Annotated in this window: 20 protein-coding genes and 1 tRNA gene; 11 read left to right on the forward strand and 10 right to left on the reverse strand. The window is 38.3% G+C overall.

The genetic code is table 11. From position 1 onward, the window contains the following. The first annotated feature begins 178 nt into the window (after positions 1-178). Together eif1A and PWQ49_RS03125 are read left to right on the forward strand one after the other, a co-directional pair. Complete coding sequence (eif1A, locus tag PWQ49_RS03120; RefSeq protein WP_300607938.1) at positions 179-514, forward strand: translation initiation factor eIF-1A; 336 nt, start codon at positions 179-181, stop codon at positions 512-514. A gap of 426 nt (positions 515-940) precedes the next feature. Next, complete coding sequence (locus PWQ49_RS03125) at positions 941-2206, forward strand: hypothetical protein (RefSeq protein ID WP_300607691.1); 1266 nt, start codon at positions 941-943, stop codon at positions 2204-2206. A 410-nt stretch (positions 2207-2616) separates the two neighbouring features. Here the strand turns inward: PWQ49_RS03125 and PWQ49_RS03130 are convergent, their stop codons facing one another. Beyond that, on the reverse strand, positions 2617-3669 hold the full coding sequence (locus tag PWQ49_RS03130; RefSeq protein WP_300607693.1) for a M42 family metallopeptidase: 1053 nt from the start codon (positions 3667-3669) through the stop codon (positions 2617-2619). Positions 3670-4368: 699 nt separating this feature from the next. Between PWQ49_RS03130 and minD the strand changes: the two genes are divergently transcribed. Genes minD through PWQ49_RS03150 form a run of 4 tightly spaced genes read left to right on the forward strand, consistent with a single transcriptional unit; the run spans position 4369 to position 9035 of the window. Next, entirely contained in the window at positions 4369-5160 is a 792-nt protein-coding gene (minD, locus tag PWQ49_RS03135; RefSeq protein WP_300607696.1) for a cell division ATPase MinD, read from the forward strand. A 17-nt stretch (positions 5161-5177) separates the two neighbouring features. Continuing rightward, positions 5178-7124, forward strand: a complete 1947-nt coding sequence (locus tag PWQ49_RS03140) for a type II/IV secretion system ATPase subunit (RefSeq protein ID WP_300607699.1) — start codon at positions 5178-5180, stop codon at positions 7122-7124. Further along, positions 7121-8044: a type II secretion system F family protein gene (locus PWQ49_RS03145; protein ID WP_300607701.1), complete on the forward strand. Its 924-nt coding sequence runs from the start codon at positions 7121-7123 to the stop codon at positions 8042-8044. Before PWQ49_RS03140 ends, PWQ49_RS03145 begins: the two co-directional genes overlap by 4 nt. 1 nt (position 8045) lies before the next feature. Next, positions 8046-9035, forward strand: coding sequence for a type II secretion system F family protein (locus PWQ49_RS03150; RefSeq protein ID WP_300607703.1), 990 nt, complete (start codon positions 8046-8048; stop codon positions 9033-9035). A gap of 7 nt (positions 9036-9042) precedes the next feature. Here PWQ49_RS03150 and PWQ49_RS03155 read toward each other — a convergent pair whose 3' ends face one another. Beyond that, on the reverse strand, positions 9043-9606 hold the full coding sequence (locus tag PWQ49_RS03155) for a FumA C-terminus/TtdB family hydratase beta subunit (protein WP_300607706.1): 564 nt from the start codon (positions 9604-9606) through the stop codon (positions 9043-9045). After that, positions 9591-10445, reverse strand: a complete 855-nt coding sequence (locus PWQ49_RS03160; protein ID WP_300607941.1) for a fumarate hydratase — start codon at positions 10443-10445, stop codon at positions 9591-9593. The genes PWQ49_RS03155 and PWQ49_RS03160 overlap by 16 nt, the downstream gene beginning before the upstream one ends. Positions 10446-10735: 290 nt before the next feature. On the opposite strand from PWQ49_RS03160, the gene PWQ49_RS03165 reads away from it, so the two are divergent. Continuing rightward, the gene (locus PWQ49_RS03165) at positions 10736-11644 is read left to right on the forward strand and encodes a hypothetical protein (RefSeq protein WP_300607709.1); all 909 of its coding nucleotides are present in this window, start codon (positions 10736-10738) and stop codon (positions 11642-11644) included. Positions 11645-12452: 808 nt separating this feature from the next. Here the strand turns inward: PWQ49_RS03165 and PWQ49_RS03170 are convergent. Continuing rightward, positions 12453-12538 (reverse strand) — tRNA-Leu (locus PWQ49_RS03170). A gap of 216 nt (positions 12539-12754) precedes the next feature. On the opposite strand from PWQ49_RS03170, the gene arsB reads away from it, so the two are divergent. Beyond that, positions 12755-13948, forward strand: a complete 1194-nt coding sequence (arsB, locus tag PWQ49_RS03175; protein WP_300607711.1) for an ACR3 family arsenite efflux transporter — start codon at positions 12755-12757, stop codon at positions 13946-13948. 259 nt (positions 13949-14207) lie between these two features. Here the strand turns inward: arsB and PWQ49_RS03180 are convergent, their stop codons facing one another. Then, positions 14208-14639, reverse strand: a complete 432-nt coding sequence (locus PWQ49_RS03180) for a peptidylprolyl isomerase (protein WP_300607714.1) — start codon at positions 14637-14639, stop codon at positions 14208-14210. A gap of 376 nt (positions 14640-15015) precedes the next feature. On the opposite strand from PWQ49_RS03180, the gene PWQ49_RS03185 reads away from it, so the two are divergent. Then, a complete protein-coding gene (locus tag PWQ49_RS03185; RefSeq protein WP_300607716.1) occupies positions 15016-15495 on the forward strand; it encodes a Csac_0668 family 2Fe-2S cluster-binding (seleno)protein in 480 nt (159 codons plus the stop codon). A 177-nt stretch (positions 15496-15672) separates the two neighbouring features. Continuing rightward, a complete protein-coding gene (locus PWQ49_RS03190; protein WP_300607719.1) occupies positions 15673-16485 on the forward strand; it encodes an FTR1 family protein in 813 nt (270 codons plus the stop codon). A gap of 272 nt (positions 16486-16757) precedes the next feature. On the opposite strand, the gene PWQ49_RS03195 is transcribed toward PWQ49_RS03190, so the two are convergent. The 4 genes from PWQ49_RS03195 to PWQ49_RS03210 are packed head-to-tail and all read right to left on the reverse strand — an operon-like array spanning position 16758 to position 19234. After that, positions 16758-17393: an iron-sulfur cluster assembly scaffold protein gene (locus PWQ49_RS03195; protein ID WP_300607721.1), complete on the reverse strand. Its 636-nt coding sequence runs from the start codon at positions 17391-17393 to the stop codon at positions 16758-16760. Positions 17394-17407: 14 nt separating this feature from the next. Further along, complete coding sequence (locus PWQ49_RS03200; RefSeq protein WP_300607724.1) at positions 17408-18574, reverse strand: cysteine desulfurase family protein; 1167 nt, start codon at positions 18572-18574, stop codon at positions 17408-17410. 13 nt (positions 18575-18587) lie between these two features. Then, entirely contained in the window at positions 18588-19007 is a 420-nt protein-coding gene (locus PWQ49_RS03205) for a DsrE/DsrF/DrsH-like family protein (RefSeq protein ID WP_300607944.1), read from the reverse strand. 5 nt (positions 19008-19012) lie between these two features. Beyond that, positions 19013-19234 carry a sulfurtransferase TusA family protein gene (locus PWQ49_RS03210; protein WP_300607727.1) on the reverse strand — a complete coding sequence of 74 codons (222 nt, stop codon included), beginning with the start codon at positions 19232-19234 and terminating at the stop codon, positions 19013-19015. A 339-nt stretch (positions 19235-19573) separates the two neighbouring features. On the opposite strand from PWQ49_RS03210, the gene PWQ49_RS03215 reads away from it, so the two are divergent. Next, the gene (locus tag PWQ49_RS03215) at positions 19574-19741 is read left to right on the forward strand and encodes a hypothetical protein (protein ID WP_363321799.1); all 168 of its coding nucleotides are present in this window, start codon (positions 19574-19576) and stop codon (positions 19739-19741) included. On the opposite strand, the gene PWQ49_RS03220 is transcribed toward PWQ49_RS03215, so the two are convergent. Next, positions 19733-20626 carry a hypothetical protein gene (locus PWQ49_RS03220; protein ID WP_300607730.1) on the reverse strand — a complete coding sequence of 298 codons (894 nt, stop codon included), beginning with the start codon at positions 20624-20626 and terminating at the stop codon, positions 19733-19735. The genes PWQ49_RS03215 and PWQ49_RS03220 overlap by 9 nt on opposite strands. Between the last annotated feature and the right edge of the window lie 358 nt (positions 20627-20984).

Below are 20984 nucleotides of genomic sequence, written 5' to 3' on the forward strand. Positions count from 1 at the left end.
TCAACTTTGAGGAGATCCGATTTAATTTAAATACGTTGAACACCTTTTTATTGACAGTGACTAAAGATCATATAATCATCAAAAAACGATATCCAATTATGTTTATGTAATTCCGATAGACCTATTGGGTTTTGGATTACATGAATTTTAGCTTAATAATGTAAAATGAGGTATAAACCTGAATAACAGAAGTTTTAATAAAAAGAAAAATGCTCAGCAAGATAACCCGGAGCAACAAACTACCAAAGTTCGTACACCCAACAAGCGCAAAAATGAAATCATTGCAACAGTAACAGCGCTCTATGGAGGAAAACGGGTAAATCTGAGATGCATGGACGGGGTAACCCGTATGGGTCGCATTCCCGGTTCTAAGAGAAGAATGAGAATCAGGGAAGGTGACGTAGTGCTGATTGTGCCGTGGGAAATCCAGGATTCAAAGGCTGATATTATATGGAAATACAGGCCACCTGAAGTTACCTGGCTTCAGAAAAAAGGTTTCCTGAAAGATTTCTGAGAATATTGGATGACAGGTTTTGCTCCTGTGCATCCAAAGCCAACTTTCTCTTTTATTCAATTAAATTCAGTTACTGTAGGATTTTATCAGATCCTTGTTAGCTTAAAGCATAAAAACGTGCAAGCCTTGCATGACTGAAATAAATGAATTGTGGAACCATTATCAAAATCCTGTAATGGCACTTTTCCTGCCCTTAGGGATAATACCACAATTGTTCTAAAAAGTAGGTCATTTAGCAACTAAAGTTAACCACAATGTTATTATATTTCAGCAGTGAAACTCATTTCTGTGGTTATCAAAAGATAGACATACCTGCTTCTATTTCTTGTTATCATTTGCTCATGTCTGGGTTGCCTAACAGAATACCAGAACACGTCCCCTGTAGAGAGCGAATTAGCTGATATTGAAGATAACTATGTTGAAGACTTGGACCTGCAAAGTGCAGACCAACTACATAATGTAACGCTCAAGAAAACCGCCATACTTGACCTTCAAAACGGTTATTCATTGAAAGTCCTGGAGATTGATCGAAAAGAAGACTTCACAACATTCTCCTTCAGGAAAGATGGAATAGAGTATTCCAGAAAGACGCTATCCACGGGCCAGATATATGACGTAAAGGATCCGGATGGAAAAAATGTAGTGTATTCCATCAAACTGGACAAGATATATGACAGCAGTTTTTCTATTGACCTAGTCTATGAAATAAAGCCGGAGATCTATCTGGAAACCACAACCGTTGAAATCGAATCTGAAACTAAGGTTGCATTATCATTAAGTGATGAATTTATCACACGTAACTATGAATGGGAATATGATAATACTGAGTTCTGGATACAGATCAAATTCTATAAAGAAGATTACAAATTCTATTCCGAGAGAAGCAGGATAAGGGATTATGATCAGTTCGCAAATGACCCATATGATGATGAACTTATCTCACAGATAATCACACAAATAGAATACCTGGCTTCAGAAGCTGGTTACGGAGAAGATGAAATCCCATATATTGTAACGGCTTTTGTACAGTCTCTTCCGTATGTAAGTGATAGTGCTTCTGCAGGATATGATGAATATCCAAGATTCCCATTCGAGACATTGTATCACGGGGGAGGGGACTGTGAGGATACATCAATTCTCTTGACATCACTTCTGCATGAAATGGGATATGGAGTTGCACTGATAGTATTACCTGATCACATGGCAGTAGGAGTTCAGGGAGATGACAGTCTCTTAGGAAGCTATTACGAATATAATGGAATCAAATATTTCTATCTTGAAACCACCAATTCTGGGTGGGATGTGGGTGTGATTCCTTCTCGCTATCGAAACGTTGAGGCAACGATAATCCCTATCGGTTATGGATCTCCCCAGTTACAGATCGAATTTGAAGGCACTGAGAAGAAGACAGCATTGTATAGCTATGTTGACCTTGATATTGTGATCACGAATGTTGGCTCAGCGACCGCTGAAGACGTGAGAATATATACTTACCTTGAATCAACCGAGGAAGGTTACGTTTGGGACCATGTATGGAGTGATATTATTCCGGAGATTGAAGCAGATGATGAAATAATGTATACGGTAACCAATCTGAAGGTACCGGCTGGGCAACGATATCGTGTTGGTATAATGGCTTGGGGTTCCAATGCTAAACAAGTAGTTGTCTGCAGTGATTGGGTCTTTTCCTGAATATCAATGTTTCACTTATAGGTGGTGTTTTATTCCAGATTCAAAAATCTGAAAAACCTGTTCATAATGCAAAGCATGCAAAGATATTGCCATTGCAACACTAGATCAAAATATTGTGTGATGGACAAAGCAGATGATCCCAAAAACATATACGAACTGCCAAGAGATACCTGGATCAATAGCAATTGTTCCACAGGGAAGCAACGTGAGAGATAGATAATTTAAATATATCGAAAATGCTACATGAATTTGATGATTAAACTATCTGCTAAATATAAATGAAAGCATGAACTTTTCAAGACTGTCATTTGTTTGGGTGAGAATTTCTACAAAACCGAAGGATTCTAGTCAGTCTAAATTATCACTAAATATTGGGTAGATGAGGGGGGGAAGATAGTCCCCTGATCAACTTAAAAATATTTGCTCACATTTACAGCAGCTTTTGCAATAAGAGTTGCACAAGCTTTCAAGTCCTCAATCGATATAACTTCTACCGGGGAGTGGATGTAACGTACAGGAACACTGATTGTGCTTGATGGTATTCCTTCTTTTGTCAGGTGAATAGCTGTTGCATCGGTAGTTCCACCGTCTCCTACATCAAGCTGGTAAGGAATCTCGTTTTCCTCTGCGGTTTCACTTAGCCATCGTACTACATTCTGATCTGCCATAAGACCTCTTCCTCCGGCATCCACAACTGTGATAACCGGACCCTTTCCAATTTCAAGTGCAGAGTCTTTCTTTTCAATTCCCGGATGATCGCCGGGTATTGTAACATCTGTAGCAATGGCAACATCAGGATCAATACCAAATGCAGAGGTACGGGCACCTTTTAAGCCGACTTCTTCTTGTACGGTACCAACTGCATAGATAGTAGCATCGACTTTCATTTCCGAAATCTGCCGCATAGTTTCAATTAACAGTGCTACGCCTGCACGGTTATCAAATGCCTTGCACGTGTACAGTCCATTAAGAAGGGGTACAAAATCCCTGTCTAGTGAGATCGGAGTTCCAATTTTGACACCCAGCTTTTCTGCTTCTTCCTTGTTCTTTGCACCGATGTCAATAAACATGTCTTCGGCTTTGACAGGATTCTTGCGATCTTCCTCTTTCATGACATGTGGGGGTTTTGATCCGATTACGCCGTGAAGAGGGCCGTTTTCTGCATGGACAATAACCCTCTGGCTGTGCAATGTCTGGTCAAACCATCCTCCGATTTTAACGAATCTGAGGAAACCTTTGTCATCGATGTATTTTACCATAAGGCCAATTTCATCCATGTGTGCGGCCAGCATGATAGATGGCCCCTTTCCATGTTTGGTAGCAATCAAATTGCCCATTTTGTCGGTTCTAATTTCATCAACGTATGGTTTAATTTCTTTTTCCATTATCTGTCGAACATTCTGTTCATGACCGGATATGCCGTGGGCATTAGCTAATTTCTGAAGAATTTCTTTGACATCCATTTTGTTCTACCTCTAAAAGAATAATATAATAGTTTGTGGTTAAAGAATAAATAGTTTTAAGTGAGCATTAGCTCTGGGAAATAAAAAAGAGGGGTTGCAGAGATTACTCATCCCATCCCTGCGGCGTTGTATAAAAGAATGCAATTTCGAGTATAGCAGCGATTGGAAAAGCTACAGTTGGAAATTTCGGAACGGTGATTTGTCCAATCAAATTCTTTTGCAATGGCGACTTTTTCAATTATCTCTTTGAGCATGTTGCATTTTGAATATCTTATAATCTCCATAACTACAGCTTTCTTACCATGGAGAAGTTCTCATATATTTGCGCGGAAGAGTCGATGCATTTTTGCTTCATAGATAAATTAAATGTATTACGGAATATGTGCTAAAAAAGATAGAAGAGGATGATTTCAGATTTGATGTATTTGTTCATTGGTTGAGGAATGGATGCGGAGAAGGTTATAAAATTAGATTATCAAAAAGTGTTTTAGATAATGTAAGAAGAATTATTTTGTAGAATAAATTAGCGAATTACTGAGTTTGCTATCGAGTAATAAATTTATTTAAGCACTTCAGCAAAAATTGTATACAATTGATTATAATGATCATTATGTGCGGCCTAATACCGAAATCTTAAGTATAAGAAAAAAAAGATAGATAATATATATTCAGCTTTTTAATCTATTAGGGGGTAATATAGTGGGCAGCATATTTGTTATAGCTTCTGGAAAAGGTGGTACAGGAAAAACTACACTTTCAGTTAACATTGCAACTGCCCTTGCAGGATTTGGAGAAAAAACGCTTTTAATAGACGCAGATCTTGGCATGCCAAATGTAGGCATGTTTGTACAGATAGATCCAATATCTACTAACTTATATGATGTACTAAAAGGAACAGCTGAAATAAATGATGCAATCTACGATGGTCCCTCCGGGCTGAAAGTACTTCCATGCAGCCTTTCATTGAAATCATACCAGAACTCAAACATAGAAAGGCTAAAATGTTCCATAGAAACGATAAAAAATGATTATGACCACATTATTATCGATACGGCATCCGGTCTGAACAAAAATGTACTTGTTCCGTTTCAGGTTGCAGGCAAAATTATTCTTGTGGTCAACGATGATGTGACATCAATAGTAGACACATTAAAGTCTGCAAATGTAGCAAAAAGCTATGGGAAAAACATTGAAGGAGTTATAGTAAACAGGATTAATGGAAACCTTGAGAACAACCTAAAGTCCAAGATACAGAATACTTTAGGAGTTAAGATATTATCTGAAATTCCAAATGATCCTGTGATTGCAAAAGCATTATCCCTGCAAACTCCTGTTATATTGAAATATCCAAATTCTAAAGCAGCATTTACTCTTAAACGCACAGCAGCGATGATGGCTGGAATTGAGGTTCCCGATTATAAGCTTCAGCCTGCAAAATCTGTTGTCGAAAAAGTGGGATTTTTTGGTAGGATAAAAGCGATTTTTGGATAAGGAGAATGGTGTTTTAAATGGGTCAGTCATCAGATGAAGAAAAGCAGTTCCAAGAAAAAGTGCAATCTTCAGCAATTCTTGACGAAGTTAAGGAAGAAGAAGTCAAAAAGAAGATTATATCTGAAGAAAGTGAATCTTACTACTTGCTTGAAAGAGCACTTGACAATCTGGAAAATGATGAGAGTTTCAGAGGAATTAGTGACGAAGAAATTCCTGCGGAAGCTTTGGAGAAAACTACTGAGCTTTCTGAGAATATAACTGTCGCTCGGTTAGGACAGGTTCCCAAGGAAATCGAAAATATCTGGGAAGATGCAATCCGGGAAATTAATCAAGAGAAAGCAAAGCATATTAAACCGAATGTTTCTGAAATCCGGAAAGAAGCGTTCTACAAAAAGATTGGCAGGTTGCTTACTGCCGGCAAACTCAACTTTGAAGATTATGATATAACAAAAGATGGACCTCTTGTAGATCTTTCGTTCTCTTTTGCTTCTGCAAAAAAAGAAATTGAACTTTACCCGATTAATCCGCCATACTCCTACGTGCGAATAACGTATGATGCAGATCTTCACGAATACATGTACACAGTTCTTGAACCGATACTAAGCACAAATGAAAAAGAACTGTTGGAAAGCATCAAAGAACGTCTTGTAGAATCCATTGATATCAATCTCAGCGAAACCAATCGAACTAATGCCGAAACACTTCTCAGAGAAGAATTTAAACAGTTTCTGAGAGACTATTCTATCGAGACTTCAGCACTTGTTCGTGAAAAGATAAGCTACTATTTAATCAGGGACTTCCTTAATTACGGTAAGATAGACGTAATGATGCGTGATCCTGATATTGAAGATATATCATGTGATGGTCCAAACACGCCTGTTTATATTTATCACCGAAAATACGAATCAATTACTTCAAATGTTCAATTTGACACTGACGAGGAAGTAGACTCATTTGTAATCAGGATGGCACAGATTTGTGGAAAGCATATCTCTATTGCAAACCCGCTTCTTGATGCGACAATGCCGGATGGTTCAAGGATACAACTTACTCTGGGCAGGGAAATTACCACAAGGGGAAGTACATTTACTATCCGGCGTTTCAATGAGAACCCAATTACACCTGCTGAACTGGTGGATTTCCACACATTCTCTGCTTCTATGATGGCATATCTATGGCTTGCTGTGGAATCAAGAAAAAGTATAATTTTCTCAGGTGGAACTGCATCAGGTAAAACTACTGCAATGAATGCAGTTTCCATGTTTATACAGCCTGAGATGAAAATTGTATCCATTGAAGATACTCGTGAACTGAATATCGCACATCCCAACTGGATTCCCGGTGTTACAAGGGAGACTTTCAGTGGCGAATCGAAGGGCTCTATTGAAATGTATGAACTACTAAGAGCTTCACTAAGACAACGTCCGGAATACATAATCGTAGGAGAAGTTCGTGGTGCAGAAGCATATGTACTTTTCCAGGCAATGTCTACAGGTCACACCACTTTTTCTACAATACATGCTGATTCGGTTCAATCAATTGTTCACAGGCTGAAAAATCCACCTATCAATGTTCCGAGAATAATGATTCAGGCTTTGGATATTGTATCCATTCAGGCACTGGTAAAGGTAGGATCCGAGCGTCTTAGGCGTAGCATCTCCATAAGTGAAATCGTGGGGGTAGATCCACGTACAGGAGAACTGCTTACGAATGAAGTATTTGTATGGAATGCTACCAATGATTCTTTCCAATACTCAGGAAGATCTTACGTTATCGAGAGTATGATGGAAAACCGCGGTTGGGATGAAAGCAAGATCAAACTGGAGCTACAACAGCGCCAGCAAGTTATTGAATGGGCAAGAAGAAAAGGTATAAGCAACTTCAAGGATTTTTCCAAGATTGTAGTTGCATATAAGAGAGAACCGGATACCATAATGAAACTTGTGGAACAGGATCTTATATGACCAACAGCTATTTCGTTTTTGCCTATTCACTGTTTGGAAGTTATTTCAAGCAGAGAAAAGAAAAGTACTACAACCTCAGGATGAATCTCCTGAAAAACAGAATGAATATAGGATACGAGATGTACCTCTCAGGAGCCCTGTTGACCGCAATATTGAGTACAATTCTGATAGTACTCCTGTTTAATCTAATACTAACAATTTTTGGAGTTCCAAATTTACCTGGTAGCAGGCTTATGATACCTGCATGGATGGGTGGACTCGTTCCTTACAAGGCATTAATAATACAGATTTTTGGAAGCCTTATTTTAATAGTTTTGAGCATGAATGCCATCTATAATTTATTTATTGCATATCCTGCAATCATGGCATCTAATAGAAGACGAAAGATAGAACAAGTTCTTCCCTATGCAATTAACTACATGACTGCAATGTCAGGGGCAGGCGTACTTCCTGTGGAAGTTTTCCGCTCCCTTGCAAAGAATACAATATATGGAGAAGTATCAACTGAGGTACGCTATCTTATAAGGGATATAGAAATTCTGGGAAAAGATCTGGTTACAGCAATGAAAAACCTTGCCAAAACAACTCCATCACCGATGTTGCAGGAGTTTTTGCAGGGGGGTATTACAGTTGTGACCTCTGGTGGTGAACTTGAGCCTTATTTTAAGATTAAAACTGAGCAATACATTGTAGAAAACAGACAGCGTCAAAGAGAATTCCTGGAAACACTGAGTTTACTGGGAGAAACTTACGTTACCGCCTTTGTAGCAGGACCATTGTTTCTGATAATCGTGATTTCCATAATGTCAATTATGGGTGGGACACAAACCATTTTTTTGTATCTGCTCATCTACGCAATTGTACCAATTGGCAGCATAATGTTTTTGATCGTCGTAAGCAGCCTGACTCCGGAGGAATAATATGAAGGTCTTTGATAAAAAAAAGAATGATGGTATTAATCTTGACCAGCTTACAGAAGAAGAATTGCTGGAAATGGGAGACCTGCATATTGAAGGAAGGCTTGAAGAATCAAAAAAGTTCGTCAAACTCAGACAGTTCTTGCGAAGTCCAAGGGATTCGTTTTACCAGTATCCTGAATATGCATTTATCTTTAGCACACCCGCTGCATTATTATTCTTCATAATTGGATTCCATGCTACAAAAGGTACTATACTCATTGACGACGTAGTCATCTTTACAGCTTTAATTTTAATAACACCACCAGCAATTACATTCAGCAGAAAACGGAAGAGGATTGATAGAATTGAGGAATCTTTGCCTAATTTTCTTCGTGATCTTGCTGAAATGAGTAGGGCCGGCCTAACCCTCCCGGCAGCCGTAAATACTGTTACACGCGGAGAATATGGTGCCCTTACAGAAGAAATACAGAGAATGGATGCTTCTCTATCATGGGGTATTTCGTTTGAGACTACGCTTGACAAATTTGCAGAAAGAATGAACACACCTCTCATATCAAGAACTGTGGCCTTGATTAAGGAGGCAGACAGCGCTGGAGGAAGAATTACATTTGTTCTGGAAGCAGCAGCAAGGGAGGCGAACGAAATAAAAACACTCCAGAGAGAAAGAATCTCCAATATGATGGTTTACATAGTAATTATTTATATGTCATTCTTAGTCTTTATTTTTGTCGTTCTGATGCTATCATCAAAATTCATTCCTCCGATGGCCGAAGCCGGGCAGGCTGCAGCTGCAGCAGGTGTCGGCAGCCGCTTTATAGGTGCTTTTGATCCCGAGAATTTCAAAAGACTTCTTTTCCATGCATCCGTAATCCAGGGATTTGTAGCAGGTCTTGTAGCAGGACAAATGGGAGAAGGACAAATCTCAACAGGGCTTAGGCACTCAATTATACTGACACTGGTAGCATGGGCTGCATTTACATTTTTAATTTAAATGGAAATCAAAGCAGCCTTTTTGCCTTTTCTTTTATAGCAGAAAATAGATCATTACCTTTTGCGTCCATTCCCACAATGAGTGGACCAAAATATTCTACTTCCAGTTCCCAGACCCCTTCCGCCATACCCAGATCTGGCCAGTGGAATGCTTGTACTTTCTTAATGTTCCTAACTGCAAGAGCGGCACATCCACCTGTATAAGCAAGATAGATACACCTGTCTTTAAAAGAAGATGATAGTCCCTCCATTCCACCCTTTCCGATGAGAACATGGACATCATACAAATCCAACAAAGAAGGCGTCATTGAAATCATCCGGGCACTTGTGGTAGGACCCGCCGCTACAACTTCCCATTCATCCCCGATTTGCTTCACAAGAGGACCACAATGGTATATAATAGCTCCATCAAGGGAGAAAGGGAGCTTCTTACCTTTTTTGTTGAATTCAAGAATTCGTGCATGTGCTTCATCGCGAGCTGTCAAAATTGTCCCAGAGAGATAAACAACGTCTCCACATTTCAGATCGGTGATATCATCTTTGTAAAGGGGGGTTTTCAGATAATATTCCATAGAGAATCCCTCCTGAAAACAACTGTAGAATGGCGGTTAGCCCAGCACTGAATGTTGATTGCAACCGGCAGGGATGCAGTGTGGCAATGTGCTTTACTGATATGAACTGCCAATGCAGTTGTATTTCCTCCCATGCCCATTGGACCTATACCCAGTGAATTGATTTTTCCAAGAAGAGTGAGTTCTTCTTCGTTCATATCTTGTACTTTGCGAAGAAGGGACGTTTTTGCAAGAATTGCAGATTTGTCAAATGAGCCACCAATACCAACACCAACAATAATAGGAGGGCATGGTTTCCCACCTGCATTGAAAACTGTTTCAACAACAAAGTTGTCAATTGAACCCGTTTCTGCAGGATTCATCATCTTAAGAACACTCATATTCTCAGAACCAGCACCTTTTGGAACAACGGTGATCCTTAACTCATCTTCATCAATGAAAAAGTACTTGATGTCAGGAATACCATCCCCTGTGTTGTCTTTGCTGTTGTGTCGAGTGATAGGATGAACAGCATTTGGACGAAGCGGAATTTCAACTGTGGCCTGCCGGAGTGCTTCCCTGAGGGCTTCTTCCAGATTAAATGATAATGAAATATTTCTTCCGATTTCAACATAAAAAATGAAAATTCCCGTATCCTGACACATTGGAATGCCTTTTTCTTTTGCGATGGATACGTTTTTCAGGATGGCCTGAAGATGGGGTTTAGCCACATCAGAAGATTCGTTTTTCTCAGCGTTTTCAAGCGCACGGAGTACGTCATCCGGAAGAACAGTTTGTGAGCGTTTGATGGCATACTTGACACCATCGATGACATCTTTATAAGAGACGATTTCTGACAGAAGTGATCACATCCTTAGTGACGACTAGGTTTTCGAAATTATACCAGCTATAAAGATGGTTCATACTTATTTAGCTATGTTGATGAAGTTTCGTGGAAGAGCATGATTAATTAGAGCCAGATACTTTCAAGTTTATTACTTTGAGAATTTTATGAACTATTGTGTCGTAAATGTTATATGTCAGTACGCCCAGATCACATTATAAATTATAAAGAGTAAAAGATTATATTTCAATATTTATTGTTATTTTACTCTGCATAATTTGCATAAATATTCAAAGAGGTGAACTAGTGAAACAGACAAAAATAATTTTGTTTTCTTGTTTGCTAATCTGCCTGCTTACATCAGCAGCTTTGGCAAACGAAGACATAGCCCCGGAAAATCTGAAAGAAATAGAAATTCTGGAAGCCAAATTGCATGCCGCAGTGGAAAAGCAAAATCAGGTAGTGACAGATGGAGATTCATCTTTTGAGGATGCTTTAGTATGCATTAATCAGGTGGATGACATCATATATGAGCTCGAAGAGTTGGGTATGGGCGTAGAACTGAAACAAACATCAGATGTACACGTGAACAACAAAAATGAGCCAATGCCTGCAAATGTATCTGCAAAAGTTGTACCGATTAGTGCCCTAAAAGAAATATCATACACCTTCACAATGGATGAAAGCAAAGAACAGACTTTGAAGGAAGTTTATGGTACAGACATAACTAAAGGAGAATTTCTGGAAGCCATCTTCCCTGAAGCGTTGGATGTTCTTCCCGAAGAGACATTATCAAGATTCTATAAAACTCCAATGACTTGGCCAGAGGATGAAAGGATAACTACAAGCCTTCAACCAAAGGAACAGTCTCGTGGTCAATACTACGAAATGCAGTATACTTCATGGATCGATGCTTTGTCTACTTCAGAAGTCAAATTCCGATCTAGAACAAGAGTTGTTTATCCATCTACGGCCACCAAACTTCCTGAAATCGATGTTTTCTCATATTTATGGCTGAATGGAGCAAGTTCACCAATGGATTCGAAATACAAGCTCGCTGTTTTTGCTTCTAGTGTTGATGTAAGCAAAGAAAGAACCGTTAATCCGGGATTTTATTTCACCAAAGGATTTCACCATGCATTGCTGCCCCTAATACCTCCACAGTATGTAAGTGCTGTAACAGTTACTCCTCTAGAAGCAGTTGGTGTTGCCTAAAATTGCCCGAGGGGATTTTCGATAACAATCCCCTTTTATTTTTTCATAGCTCTTCTGCTAAGTAATTATCTGATAGATCTTATTAAGATACAGATTAACTCTGTTTTTGTTTTCTTTTATGATACCAGAAAAATAAAATTAATACGGCAAAAAATAAAACTGCCAAATAAATCATTTCATTGGAGTCTGATTGAGTATAGGTCACAATTACATCATCTCTTTGCATATCCATATCCTCCATTTCTTTATGCTTAATATTATAGGATAGATAAGTGATTATTTACAAAATCATCTAAAGGTGATTGTGTTCTTTCAAATAAATTTTCTATATCCATAATATCCATAGATAGACTAATTGTAGAAATATCTTTGTCGCGTGAGGTAAGTACTTTTAAAGCATAAAATTTCAGAATATTCGCTATATTTCTACCTACTTTTTCGGGTATAACAGCAATTAACTATCAAAATCAAAAGTATAGTCAAGCAAATAACTTCATTGCCATTGGCACAACAAACATTGTCGTTTCAGTTACATTTATCATCATAAAAGCATCCAGATTATTTATTCACTCGTTTGTTGCAAACATTTCTATTATCTCCCCCATCATTTTGCAAAAATCATAGCAATTCTTAGAGCACTATATAGCATCAAACTTGTTTTCGTCTTTTAAGAAATAACAAAAAAAGAAAAATAGTGACAAGCAAGATTGCAAGATATATTATTTTGCTATCAACAACTTGAACAAAAGTTTCAGTCGGCACACTGGTAACTCCAGCAGATTAGACCTTTCTTAAGAAATGATGAAAATGGTGCGAGAGGGGGGATTCGAACCCACGAACTTCTACAAGAATGGATCTTGAGTCCATCGCCGTTGACCACTTGGCTACTCTCGCACGTCGCTATTAAGGTCTAAATAGCAGTATTTTTTATAAATCTATCGCAGGAGAGTAGGTTTTGACCATCCTGTATTATCAGTTGTTTTATTGCTGGTTACAACTGTGAAGTATTTCAATTTTGTTGAACATAACTCTCTTATAGGATAATTACATTTCAGTAATTATTGAAACACCTTTGTTTGAGATTGAAAAAGAGTTTGGAGAAATGTAACTATGAAAGAAGAAAGCTGCCCTCCTGTGGGACCAAAGGGGCTTGGTTTTTTCGAAAAATATCTCACATTATGGGTATTTCTGTGTATAATTGCAGGCATACTGCTTGGTAAAATCGCACCCGGACTGGCAATATACCTCGACAGTATCGCAATTTATTCAAACGGTGCTCCGATAGTCTCGATCCCCATTGCAATCTGTCTTTTTTTCATGATGTATCCCATCATGGTAAAGATTGATTTCGGGGAAGTCATCAAGGCAGGACAAAACCTAAAACCGGTTTGCCTCACTCTGTTTATTAACTGGGCAATCAAGCCTTTCACAATGTATGCCATCTCAATATTTTTCCTTGGCACTGTATTCCTCAATTTCATCGGCCCAGATGCAGTCGATCTTGTCAAGATGCCACTGGGACTTGATCTGCCGGTTGGTGCAACCTACGGTGAAGGTACGGTTGTGCTTGTTGAAGGCATAAAGATGCTCGAAGTGCCCCTCTGGAGAAGCTACCTTGCAGGCACTATCCTGCTGGGAATTGCTCCCTGTACCGCAATGGTGCTGGTATGGGGATATCTTGCAAAAGGAAACGACTGTCACACGCTTGTAATGGTTGCCATCAACTCCCTTGTAATGCTTCTCCTCTATGGTCCGCTCGGTGGTTTCCTTCTCGGTGTAGGTAACCTACCAATGCCATGGGAAGCCCTTGCCCTGTCTGTGGGAATTTATGTTGCACTGCCCCTCGCAGCCGGATACCTATCACGCAAACTGATATTCAGGACAAAGGGAGAGGAATGGTTTAACAACAATTTCCTACACCTTCTGACACCAGTAACCATAATCGCATTGCTAGTCACCCTTATACTGTTGTTCAGCTTCAAAGGAGAAACAATACTCGCACAACCGCTGACCATATTCTATATTGCAGTGCCCTTGTTCCTGCAGACCTGTCTTATCTTTTTGCTGGGATACATAATGGCAAAAATGCTGAAACTCACCTATGAGGATGCTGCTCCTTCAGCCATGATAGGCGCATCCAACCACTTCGAAGTAGCGATTGCAACCGCCACCATGCTTTTCGGCATTTCCTCGGGGGCTGCACTGGCCACAGTAGTCGGTGTGCTTATCGAAGTGCCGGTGATGCTTCTGCTGGTAAAATTCTGCCTGCACACAAAGGGATGGTTTACAAACGAGAACTCATGAAAAGCCACATAATCTTACAAAAGAATCTCATGTGAGGAATGGGGTCATCACATGAGAAAAATCCTTTTTATTTTCCTTCTGATTTTTTTAGTTGGCTATTATTTCAATTAGTTGACCTATAATGATATTATTGTATTACTCGACCGTTTCAAAAGCATTTCCTTTGATTGCGTTGAAAAAACGGCGTTTTGAGAAAATCTAATTGGATGTTATCGGATTAAGAAATGTATAATGGAAAAAATTAAAGTGGGAAAAGAAATCAAGATGATATTTCTACCACTTTGATTTTGAAATTAAGAGGTTTCCCGGCAAGTGGGTGGTTCATATCAAGAACTACTTCAGAATCCGAAACACCAATCACTTTTGCAGGTAACTCCATTCCCTCAGGAGTCTTTACAACAAGAATAACACCTGGAGAAACTTCACCGTCAAGCTGGATCTGCTCTTTTGGTATGTGGTAGACAAGTTCCTGGCTCATCTCACCATATGCGTCTGCAGGTTCAATTCTGAACTCTTTTTCTTCATTTAATTCCATTCCCATAACCGCTTCTTCAAAACCTTTAATAACCTCTCCTGCACCTACGGTAAATTCAAGGGGTTGATCGTGATTTTCCGAGCTGTCAAAAACAGTTCCATCATCAAGAGTGCCGATATAATCAATTTTTATTGTATTTCCTTCACTTACTGGCAATTTATCAACTCAGTCATATCTTCAAATGAGCTTACTCATTCTATATGGGGGATGTGTGTACGGAGTTTATTTAGTCTTTGTGGTGATAGAGATAACTTGACTCAATCGATTCAATCGATGTTACTGGTATTGATTCAATTCTGAACAGGAATACTAAAAGCTGTCATTCATCTGAGTGAATCCCCTTTGCTCTTCCGATACAGCCATTCTCCCAGTTAAACTTTTATTCCGTACGGATGGAGAAAGAATTTGTCAGAATTCTTTTGGCAATACCTAAACATACAAACACTTTTTATTATATTTATATAAAAGCAGAGTATGGTTAAAATATAAAGAAAATATTGATCAATATGGACAAAAGGAGATCAAGCATAATATGAACAAAATTGCCCTTAATGTCATATCTTGTAAAACTAATTTAAAATCAGATGCAAAAGACAATAATAGCTTTTGTCCTGTTTGTAGAGGTCCTGGCATTTTTGTAAAAAACATTACTGTAAGGCATATGGTATCTGATGACCTGCTAGAAAAAGTGGGTATTTCCGACTATTATTTGTGCATGAATAAAGATTGCCAGATTACTTATTATAATAATGATTTCAAGATTGAGTTCAAAAAAAGTGACATAAAAGTTCCAATCTGGTTTAAAAAGGATGCAAAACCAAAATATGCCTGTTATTGTAATAAAGTAACCGAAGAACAAGTTATAAACGCTATAATTGACAACAATGCAACTAGTGTGAAAGATGTTGTAAGGATTACAGGAGCAATGAATAACCCTAATTGCCAAATCAACAATCCATTAGGTAAGTGTTGTCATCACATAATACAAGAAATTATAGATAAAAACCTATAATAGTATTTTTAAGAACCCAATCTCTTTTTTGGAATCCAACCATCTCGATAGATCTGGCAATTTTCATGTTTTGATACAGACTATATTTGAGGATACCCTAACTTTTATATAGTTCACAACGTTAATTAGGTGCACCTAAATTAATTAGAAGTACCTAAATAACACAGGAGATCAAACATGCTGGAAAGTTTTATGATTACATTCAGGGAAGGCCTTGAAGCTCTTTTGATCGTGGGAGTTATTCTGGGTTACCTAGTAAAAACAAACAGAGTTTATGTGAATAAGTATGTATATGCCGGAGTGGGTCTTGGTATCCTCGGTAGTTTGATAGCTGCCACCATATTCAATATTCTCGCAATTGAATTTAAAGGCAGAAATGAGGCCCTTTTTGAAGGACTAGTGATGTTGCTTGCAGCTCTTGTGCTCACTTCAATGATCATATGGATGTTCAAAGAAAGCAGTAACATATCGGCAAATATATGCAGAACTGTAGATTCCAAAACAGAATATGGCTTGATGGGTTTGGCTTTTGTGTCTGTATTCAGGGAAGGTATTGAGACGGTACTCTTTATAGGTGCTGCGGCAATGAACACAGAAACAAGTACCGTTCTTTATGGAGGTTTGCTGGGACTCGCCGCTTCTGCGGTCATAGCGTATCTGGTGTTCAAATTCTCATACCATCTGAATCTGGGTATGTTTTTCAACATTACCAGTATTTTCCTGATTCTCTTTGCTGCAGGACTCACTGCCCATGGTATCCATGAACTTCAGGAAGCTGCTCTCATTCCGGTATTCAATGAACATCTGTGGGACACAAACCATATCTTAAACGAGAATAGTATTGCAGGGTCATTGCTGAAGTCCTTGTTCGGTTACAATGGGAACCCTTCATTGCTGGAAGTAGTTTCGTACGTTGGTTACTATATAGTACTTGGTATTGGCATAAAATGTTTGAATTTAAAGAATGAAACCGGTACTGTGCAAACGTGATCACATCCTTAGTGACGACTAGGTTTTCGAAACTATGCCAATATTAAAGATAGTTCAACCACATTTAATCTATGGTGATGATGTTTTGTATTTTCCCTTCTGTTATACTTGAAATACTATTTATGTAAAGGCATAAAACCATTGGAGAAAAAATTGTAAAGAATATTGAGATTGTAAAATGCATCTGCATGACAGAAGACAAAACAAAATAGTAAATCATATATTTCTGATAGTTGAAAGATGAAATAAGTGATGCTTCGGCTAAGCATCACTTATTCAGTAAATACAACTTCAACTCTCTTGACATCCCAGAGTGAGTCCAGCTTCTCAATTATATCTTCCTTGATAGCAGAGGCGAACTGGTGATCCGAGGGGAGGTCTACCACAACCCTGACAATACCGTCTTCAACGGAAGTTTTCAGGATCAAATCCGTGCGGATAACATCAAGTCCTGTAAGCGGATTCATGACGTGTTTTAGACGCCTTTTGATTACTTCATCAGTAGTAGGCTCCTTTTCAGTAACTAGGCCATGCTTTTCTTCGTAGTCACGGATAGCGGCACGAAGACCCTCGACTGCCAAAACCGAACAATGTGCCTTTACAGGAGGCAGGCCTCCAAGTTCTTCTGCTGCCTGTTTCCAGCTGATGGATTTGGCTTCATCTATGGTCTTGCCTTTAGCCATTTCCGTTATTACGGAGCCCGTAGCAATATTCGAAGCACAGCCATAAGACTCGAATTTGATATCCTCTATTACTTTTGTATCATCGTTAATAGTGAGATATACGGCAACCATATCGCCGCAAGCAGGGCTGCCTTCCATAGATTTCCCGTCGGGATTTTCGATTTTGCCCACATTGCGGGGATGCCTGAAATGTTCGAGTACTTTTTCAGTATAAGGGAATTGCATAATTTATCACCTGATCAATTTTCATTCCTGAGAGGACTAATAACTCTCAATTGTTCGACAACTTCACTGATTGCTTCGACAACAGCATCTGCATCTTTCATTGTATTGTAACGTCCGAATGTAAAACGGACCGATCCATGTGCACGTTCGTGATCCCCACCAATTCCACGAATTACATGGCTGGCTTCCAGAGACTTACTGAAACATGCAGAACCAGTGCTGACCGCAAATCCCCTCATGTCAAGATGAAGTGTAATGGATTCACCTTCAACATAGTGAAAAGTGATATTTGCATTCTGGGGAAGTCTTTCCTTGCGGCTGCCATTAAGTGTTACATCCGGGATTTTTTCAAAAGCGCCGTCAATAACCCTGTCCCGCATTTCTGCAAGTTTTTTATTTTCCTTAGGGGTTACAAGTTCCACAGCTTTTGCAAAACCCACTGCTGCCGGAATGTTCTCAACACCTGCTCTCAAATTAAATTCCTGAAAGCCCCCATCCATCCATTTTCTGATAGGAGTTCCTTCTCGGACATACAAAGCACCAATGCCCCTCGGACCATGAATTGTATGGCCCGAAATTGTTACAAGGTCCACGGGTATTTTCGAAACATCCAGAGGGACGCGGGTAAAACTGTGGGTTGCATCCGTATGAAGGAGTGTATCTTTTTCCTTACAGACAGAAGCAATTGTCTCAAGATCCTGCAATGTTCCGATTTCCTGGTTTGCTTGCTGCACGGAAACAAGGATTGTATCATCACGAATTGTGGTTTCAAGGGATTCAATATCCACTTTGCCTTCGCCATCCACATCAAGATAGTCAACTTCAAATCCCTGTTTTTCAAGGGCTTTTGCAGTGTTTAGAACCGGAAAGTCCTCGATCTTTGAAACTATGATGTGCTTCCCTTTCTTCTTAAGAGCAGAAGCAACGCCTTTCAATGCCATGTTGCTTGATTCGGTGCTTCCCGAAGTAAACACAAGTTCCTCGGGTGATCCTCCCATTTTTGACGCAATAATTCCTCGGGACGCTTCCAACCCTTCCCTCGCATCAATACCCATAGAATATCCGAATTCGGAAGTTGCCACAGCATAAACATCAAAATAATATTGCTTCATGGCTTCAAGCACCCTTTCATCAAGTCGGGTACATGCTGAATTGTCAAGGTAAATCATTTCTTCAAACACACAATTCCTCCATTCAAATAAACAGGCTTATATCTGCATCTTTTGCCTCATAGATATAAGTACCTACGGCACCACATTCATCTATCCAGTCTTCACGAAGCTCTTCACGCTTGATACCCATTATTTCCATGGTCATGTCACAGGCGATAATTTTCCCACCAAGCTCCTTGTAATCATTCATTAATTGTTCAAGGGTAGCAACATTAGCTTTTTTCATCCTTTTTTTGACCATCCACTTGCCAAGACCAAAGAAATTCATTTTTGAAAGGGGGCCTTTCTCAAGCCCGCTTTTCTTAAGCCTTTCCAGACCCCAGAATGTGAAGTATATGGATGCTTCCATGCCCATAGCCAGAGCGCCATTTCCTATTATAAGTGCACTGTAAAGTTTGTCCATATCGCCACTCTGGAAAACTAAAACGGCTTTACCGCCCATAGTAATCATCTTTTAATCCTGATCTTCCACTCATTGTCCTTATCTTCAATTCCCATAACTTCAAGCCCCATTGACTCACATGCCATTGGAATTTCTTTCTTTGAGGCTGCATGCGTGCCTACAATCACGATCTCATCACCCTCTGAAGCTTTTCGAAGAGCCTTCCGACACTCTACGAGTGGTACGGGACATGTTTGCCCTCTTACATCGATTTCTATTTCGACCATTGCTATACTCCTAATGTATAGTATATTTATGATACTATAGATGAAATAAGTTTTGCCCAGTGGAATCCATGAATACTGAGAACCTTACCAGATATATCATCGGACATTTGCCGACAAAACAATGGAAACCGGCTTAATTGCACAATTTACATACTGCCGAAGTTATCTATTCGCCAGTGTACCCTGAAATTTTTGGATCCTCTTTCACGCAAAGAAACAATCAAATCCGTGGGCTCAAAGGCTGGTACGCATAATATTTTCAACATCTTCCGAGATTCCTGAAACATCTACATATCGGGTGAGTATCCAACAATACCTTTGAGACATGATTCTGATGATATGAGGCAGAAGATATTGGATATACCATATTCTGAATGGGAGAAGATGGGATTTTCTAAGGGTACTTTGCATTACATGAAGAAGAATGCTGAAGCTAATAAACCATTTAGTTTGAATGCTCATGTGAGGGAGAGGTTGAAAGCATGGGATCATCTAACATTAGGATAATATTTTATCCATTATTCTTATTGAAACTTGATAATGTAGATATTGAATATATCCATTTGCTGATTCAAATTCAATATTTGAGGAATCATATTTTTTGGAATCTGACATAAGTTCTTCAACCATCGACAATAAGTGATTATTTGTAAACTGTGGAATCGATTCCGAAATAATATTAATATTGCTTAATGCAACTAATCTAAAATCATTCAAGTTAATTTCATTAGATATTATGTCGATAATTTCATCAATTCGACTTTCATTAACAAAAAATTTATTGTATGCTTTATGTAAATCTTTTCGTCTTGAATGATTGCGTTTAGCCTCAATATCCAATCTTTCAAATTTTTGAGAGGAATTATTATATGATAGATTTATTGAAATGGGTGTTTTGTCGATGTGTTTGAAAAGAAGTTTTCTTGTATCTTCATCACCAAGCATAAACATAAAAAAATCTCTCATCTGCAATTTTGGATCAATTGTATTTTGAATCCATTTCTTTAAGACTTTATTTGGTTTTACATCCGGGATGGAGTCGTAAAATTTTTCAAATGACGATTCTCTATTTATTATTTGGTCAATCATTTTACCAGTGTGATTAATTTTTGCCAATAATTTCTCATCATTTCTTTGTAATATAAATTGAAAGATTCCAAGCAAAAGTCCAACCAACGCAGTAATTTGAAAAAACGTAGTTTCATTTGAGATTTCAACTCTATATAGGTTAGTTAGATGGAAAAAACCAATGAAACAAATCCATACAATGTATACCGAAAATAGATCATAAATAGTATTAAAGAAAGTAATTTTTAAGATTATTAAATTATTCTTGAAATTGATAAGCTCTTTAATAACATCTATTGTTTTTTGAAAAAAAACTTTTACCATTTGGATTTTTTATTTGTATTTGGTCTATATTATTTCCCAGTACCAAAATATCATATTTCTCATGAACAAATTCTTTAAATTTCTCATAGATTAAAAGAGTTAAATCGGATTTCAAGAGCATAAACGAAAGTGAAATCAATATTACTGAATAACTTAACGAAAAATCTGTAATATATATTTGAAAAAAAGTATAACATATATATGTAGCAATTATAAAACCAATAACTGATAAAAGTCTAATACTAATTTTTATGTACGATTTCACTATTAAAAATTATTTTATTCGCATATATATTTATCTTTTTCATTAATGCCATATAGAGATAATCAGTTAAATGGTGGATCAGTATTAACGTAC

This window comes from Methanohalophilus sp. (assembly GCF_030156785.1).
In the GTDB taxonomy this organism is placed as follows: domain Archaea; phylum Halobacteriota; class Methanosarcinia; order Methanosarcinales; family Methanosarcinaceae; genus Methanohalophilus.

Excerpts from the sequence above, each read along its gene's own strand:
- PWQ49_RS03185 (WP_300607716.1), top strand. The coding sequence starts at position 15,016 with ATGAACAAAATTGCCCTTAATGTCATATCTTGTAAAACTAATTTAAAA.
- PWQ49_RS03190 (WP_300607719.1), top strand. The coding sequence starts at position 15,673 with ATGCTGGAAAGTTTTATGATTACATTCAGGGAAGGCCTTGAAGCTCTT.
- PWQ49_RS03140 (WP_300607699.1), top strand. The coding sequence starts at position 5,178 with ATGGGTCAGTCATCAGATGAAGAAAAGCAGTTCCAAGAAAAAGTGCAA.
- PWQ49_RS03205 (WP_300607944.1), bottom strand. The coding sequence starts at position 19,007 with ATGGGCGGTAAAGCCGTTTTAGTTTTCCAGAGTGGCGATATGGACAAA.
- PWQ49_RS03210 (WP_300607727.1), bottom strand. The coding sequence starts at position 19,234 with ATGGTCGAAATAGAAATCGATGTAAGAGGGCAAACATGTCCCGTACCA.
- PWQ49_RS03130 (WP_300607693.1), bottom strand. The coding sequence starts at position 3,669 with ATGGATGTCAAAGAAATTCTTCAGAAATTAGCTAATGCCCACGGCATA.
- PWQ49_RS03150 (WP_300607703.1), top strand. The coding sequence starts at position 8,046 with ATGAAGGTCTTTGATAAAAAAAAGAATGATGGTATTAATCTTGACCAG.
- PWQ49_RS03220 (WP_300607730.1), bottom strand. The coding sequence starts at position 20,626 with ATGGTAAAAGTTTTTTTTCAAAAAACAATAGATGTTATTAAAGAGCTT.
- arsB (WP_300607711.1), top strand. The coding sequence starts at position 12,755 with ATGAAAGAAGAAAGCTGCCCTCCTGTGGGACCAAAGGGGCTTGGTTTT.
- PWQ49_RS03145 (WP_300607701.1), top strand. The coding sequence starts at position 7,121 with ATGACCAACAGCTATTTCGTTTTTGCCTATTCACTGTTTGGAAGTTAT.
- PWQ49_RS03155 (WP_300607706.1), bottom strand. The coding sequence starts at position 9,606 with ATGGAATATTATCTGAAAACCCCCCTTTACAAAGATGATATCACCGAT.
- PWQ49_RS03195 (WP_300607721.1), bottom strand. The coding sequence starts at position 17,393 with ATGCAATTCCCTTATACTGAAAAAGTACTCGAACATTTCAGGCATCCC.
- PWQ49_RS03215 (WP_363321799.1), top strand. The coding sequence starts at position 19,574 with ATGAGGCAGAAGATATTGGATATACCATATTCTGAATGGGAGAAGATG.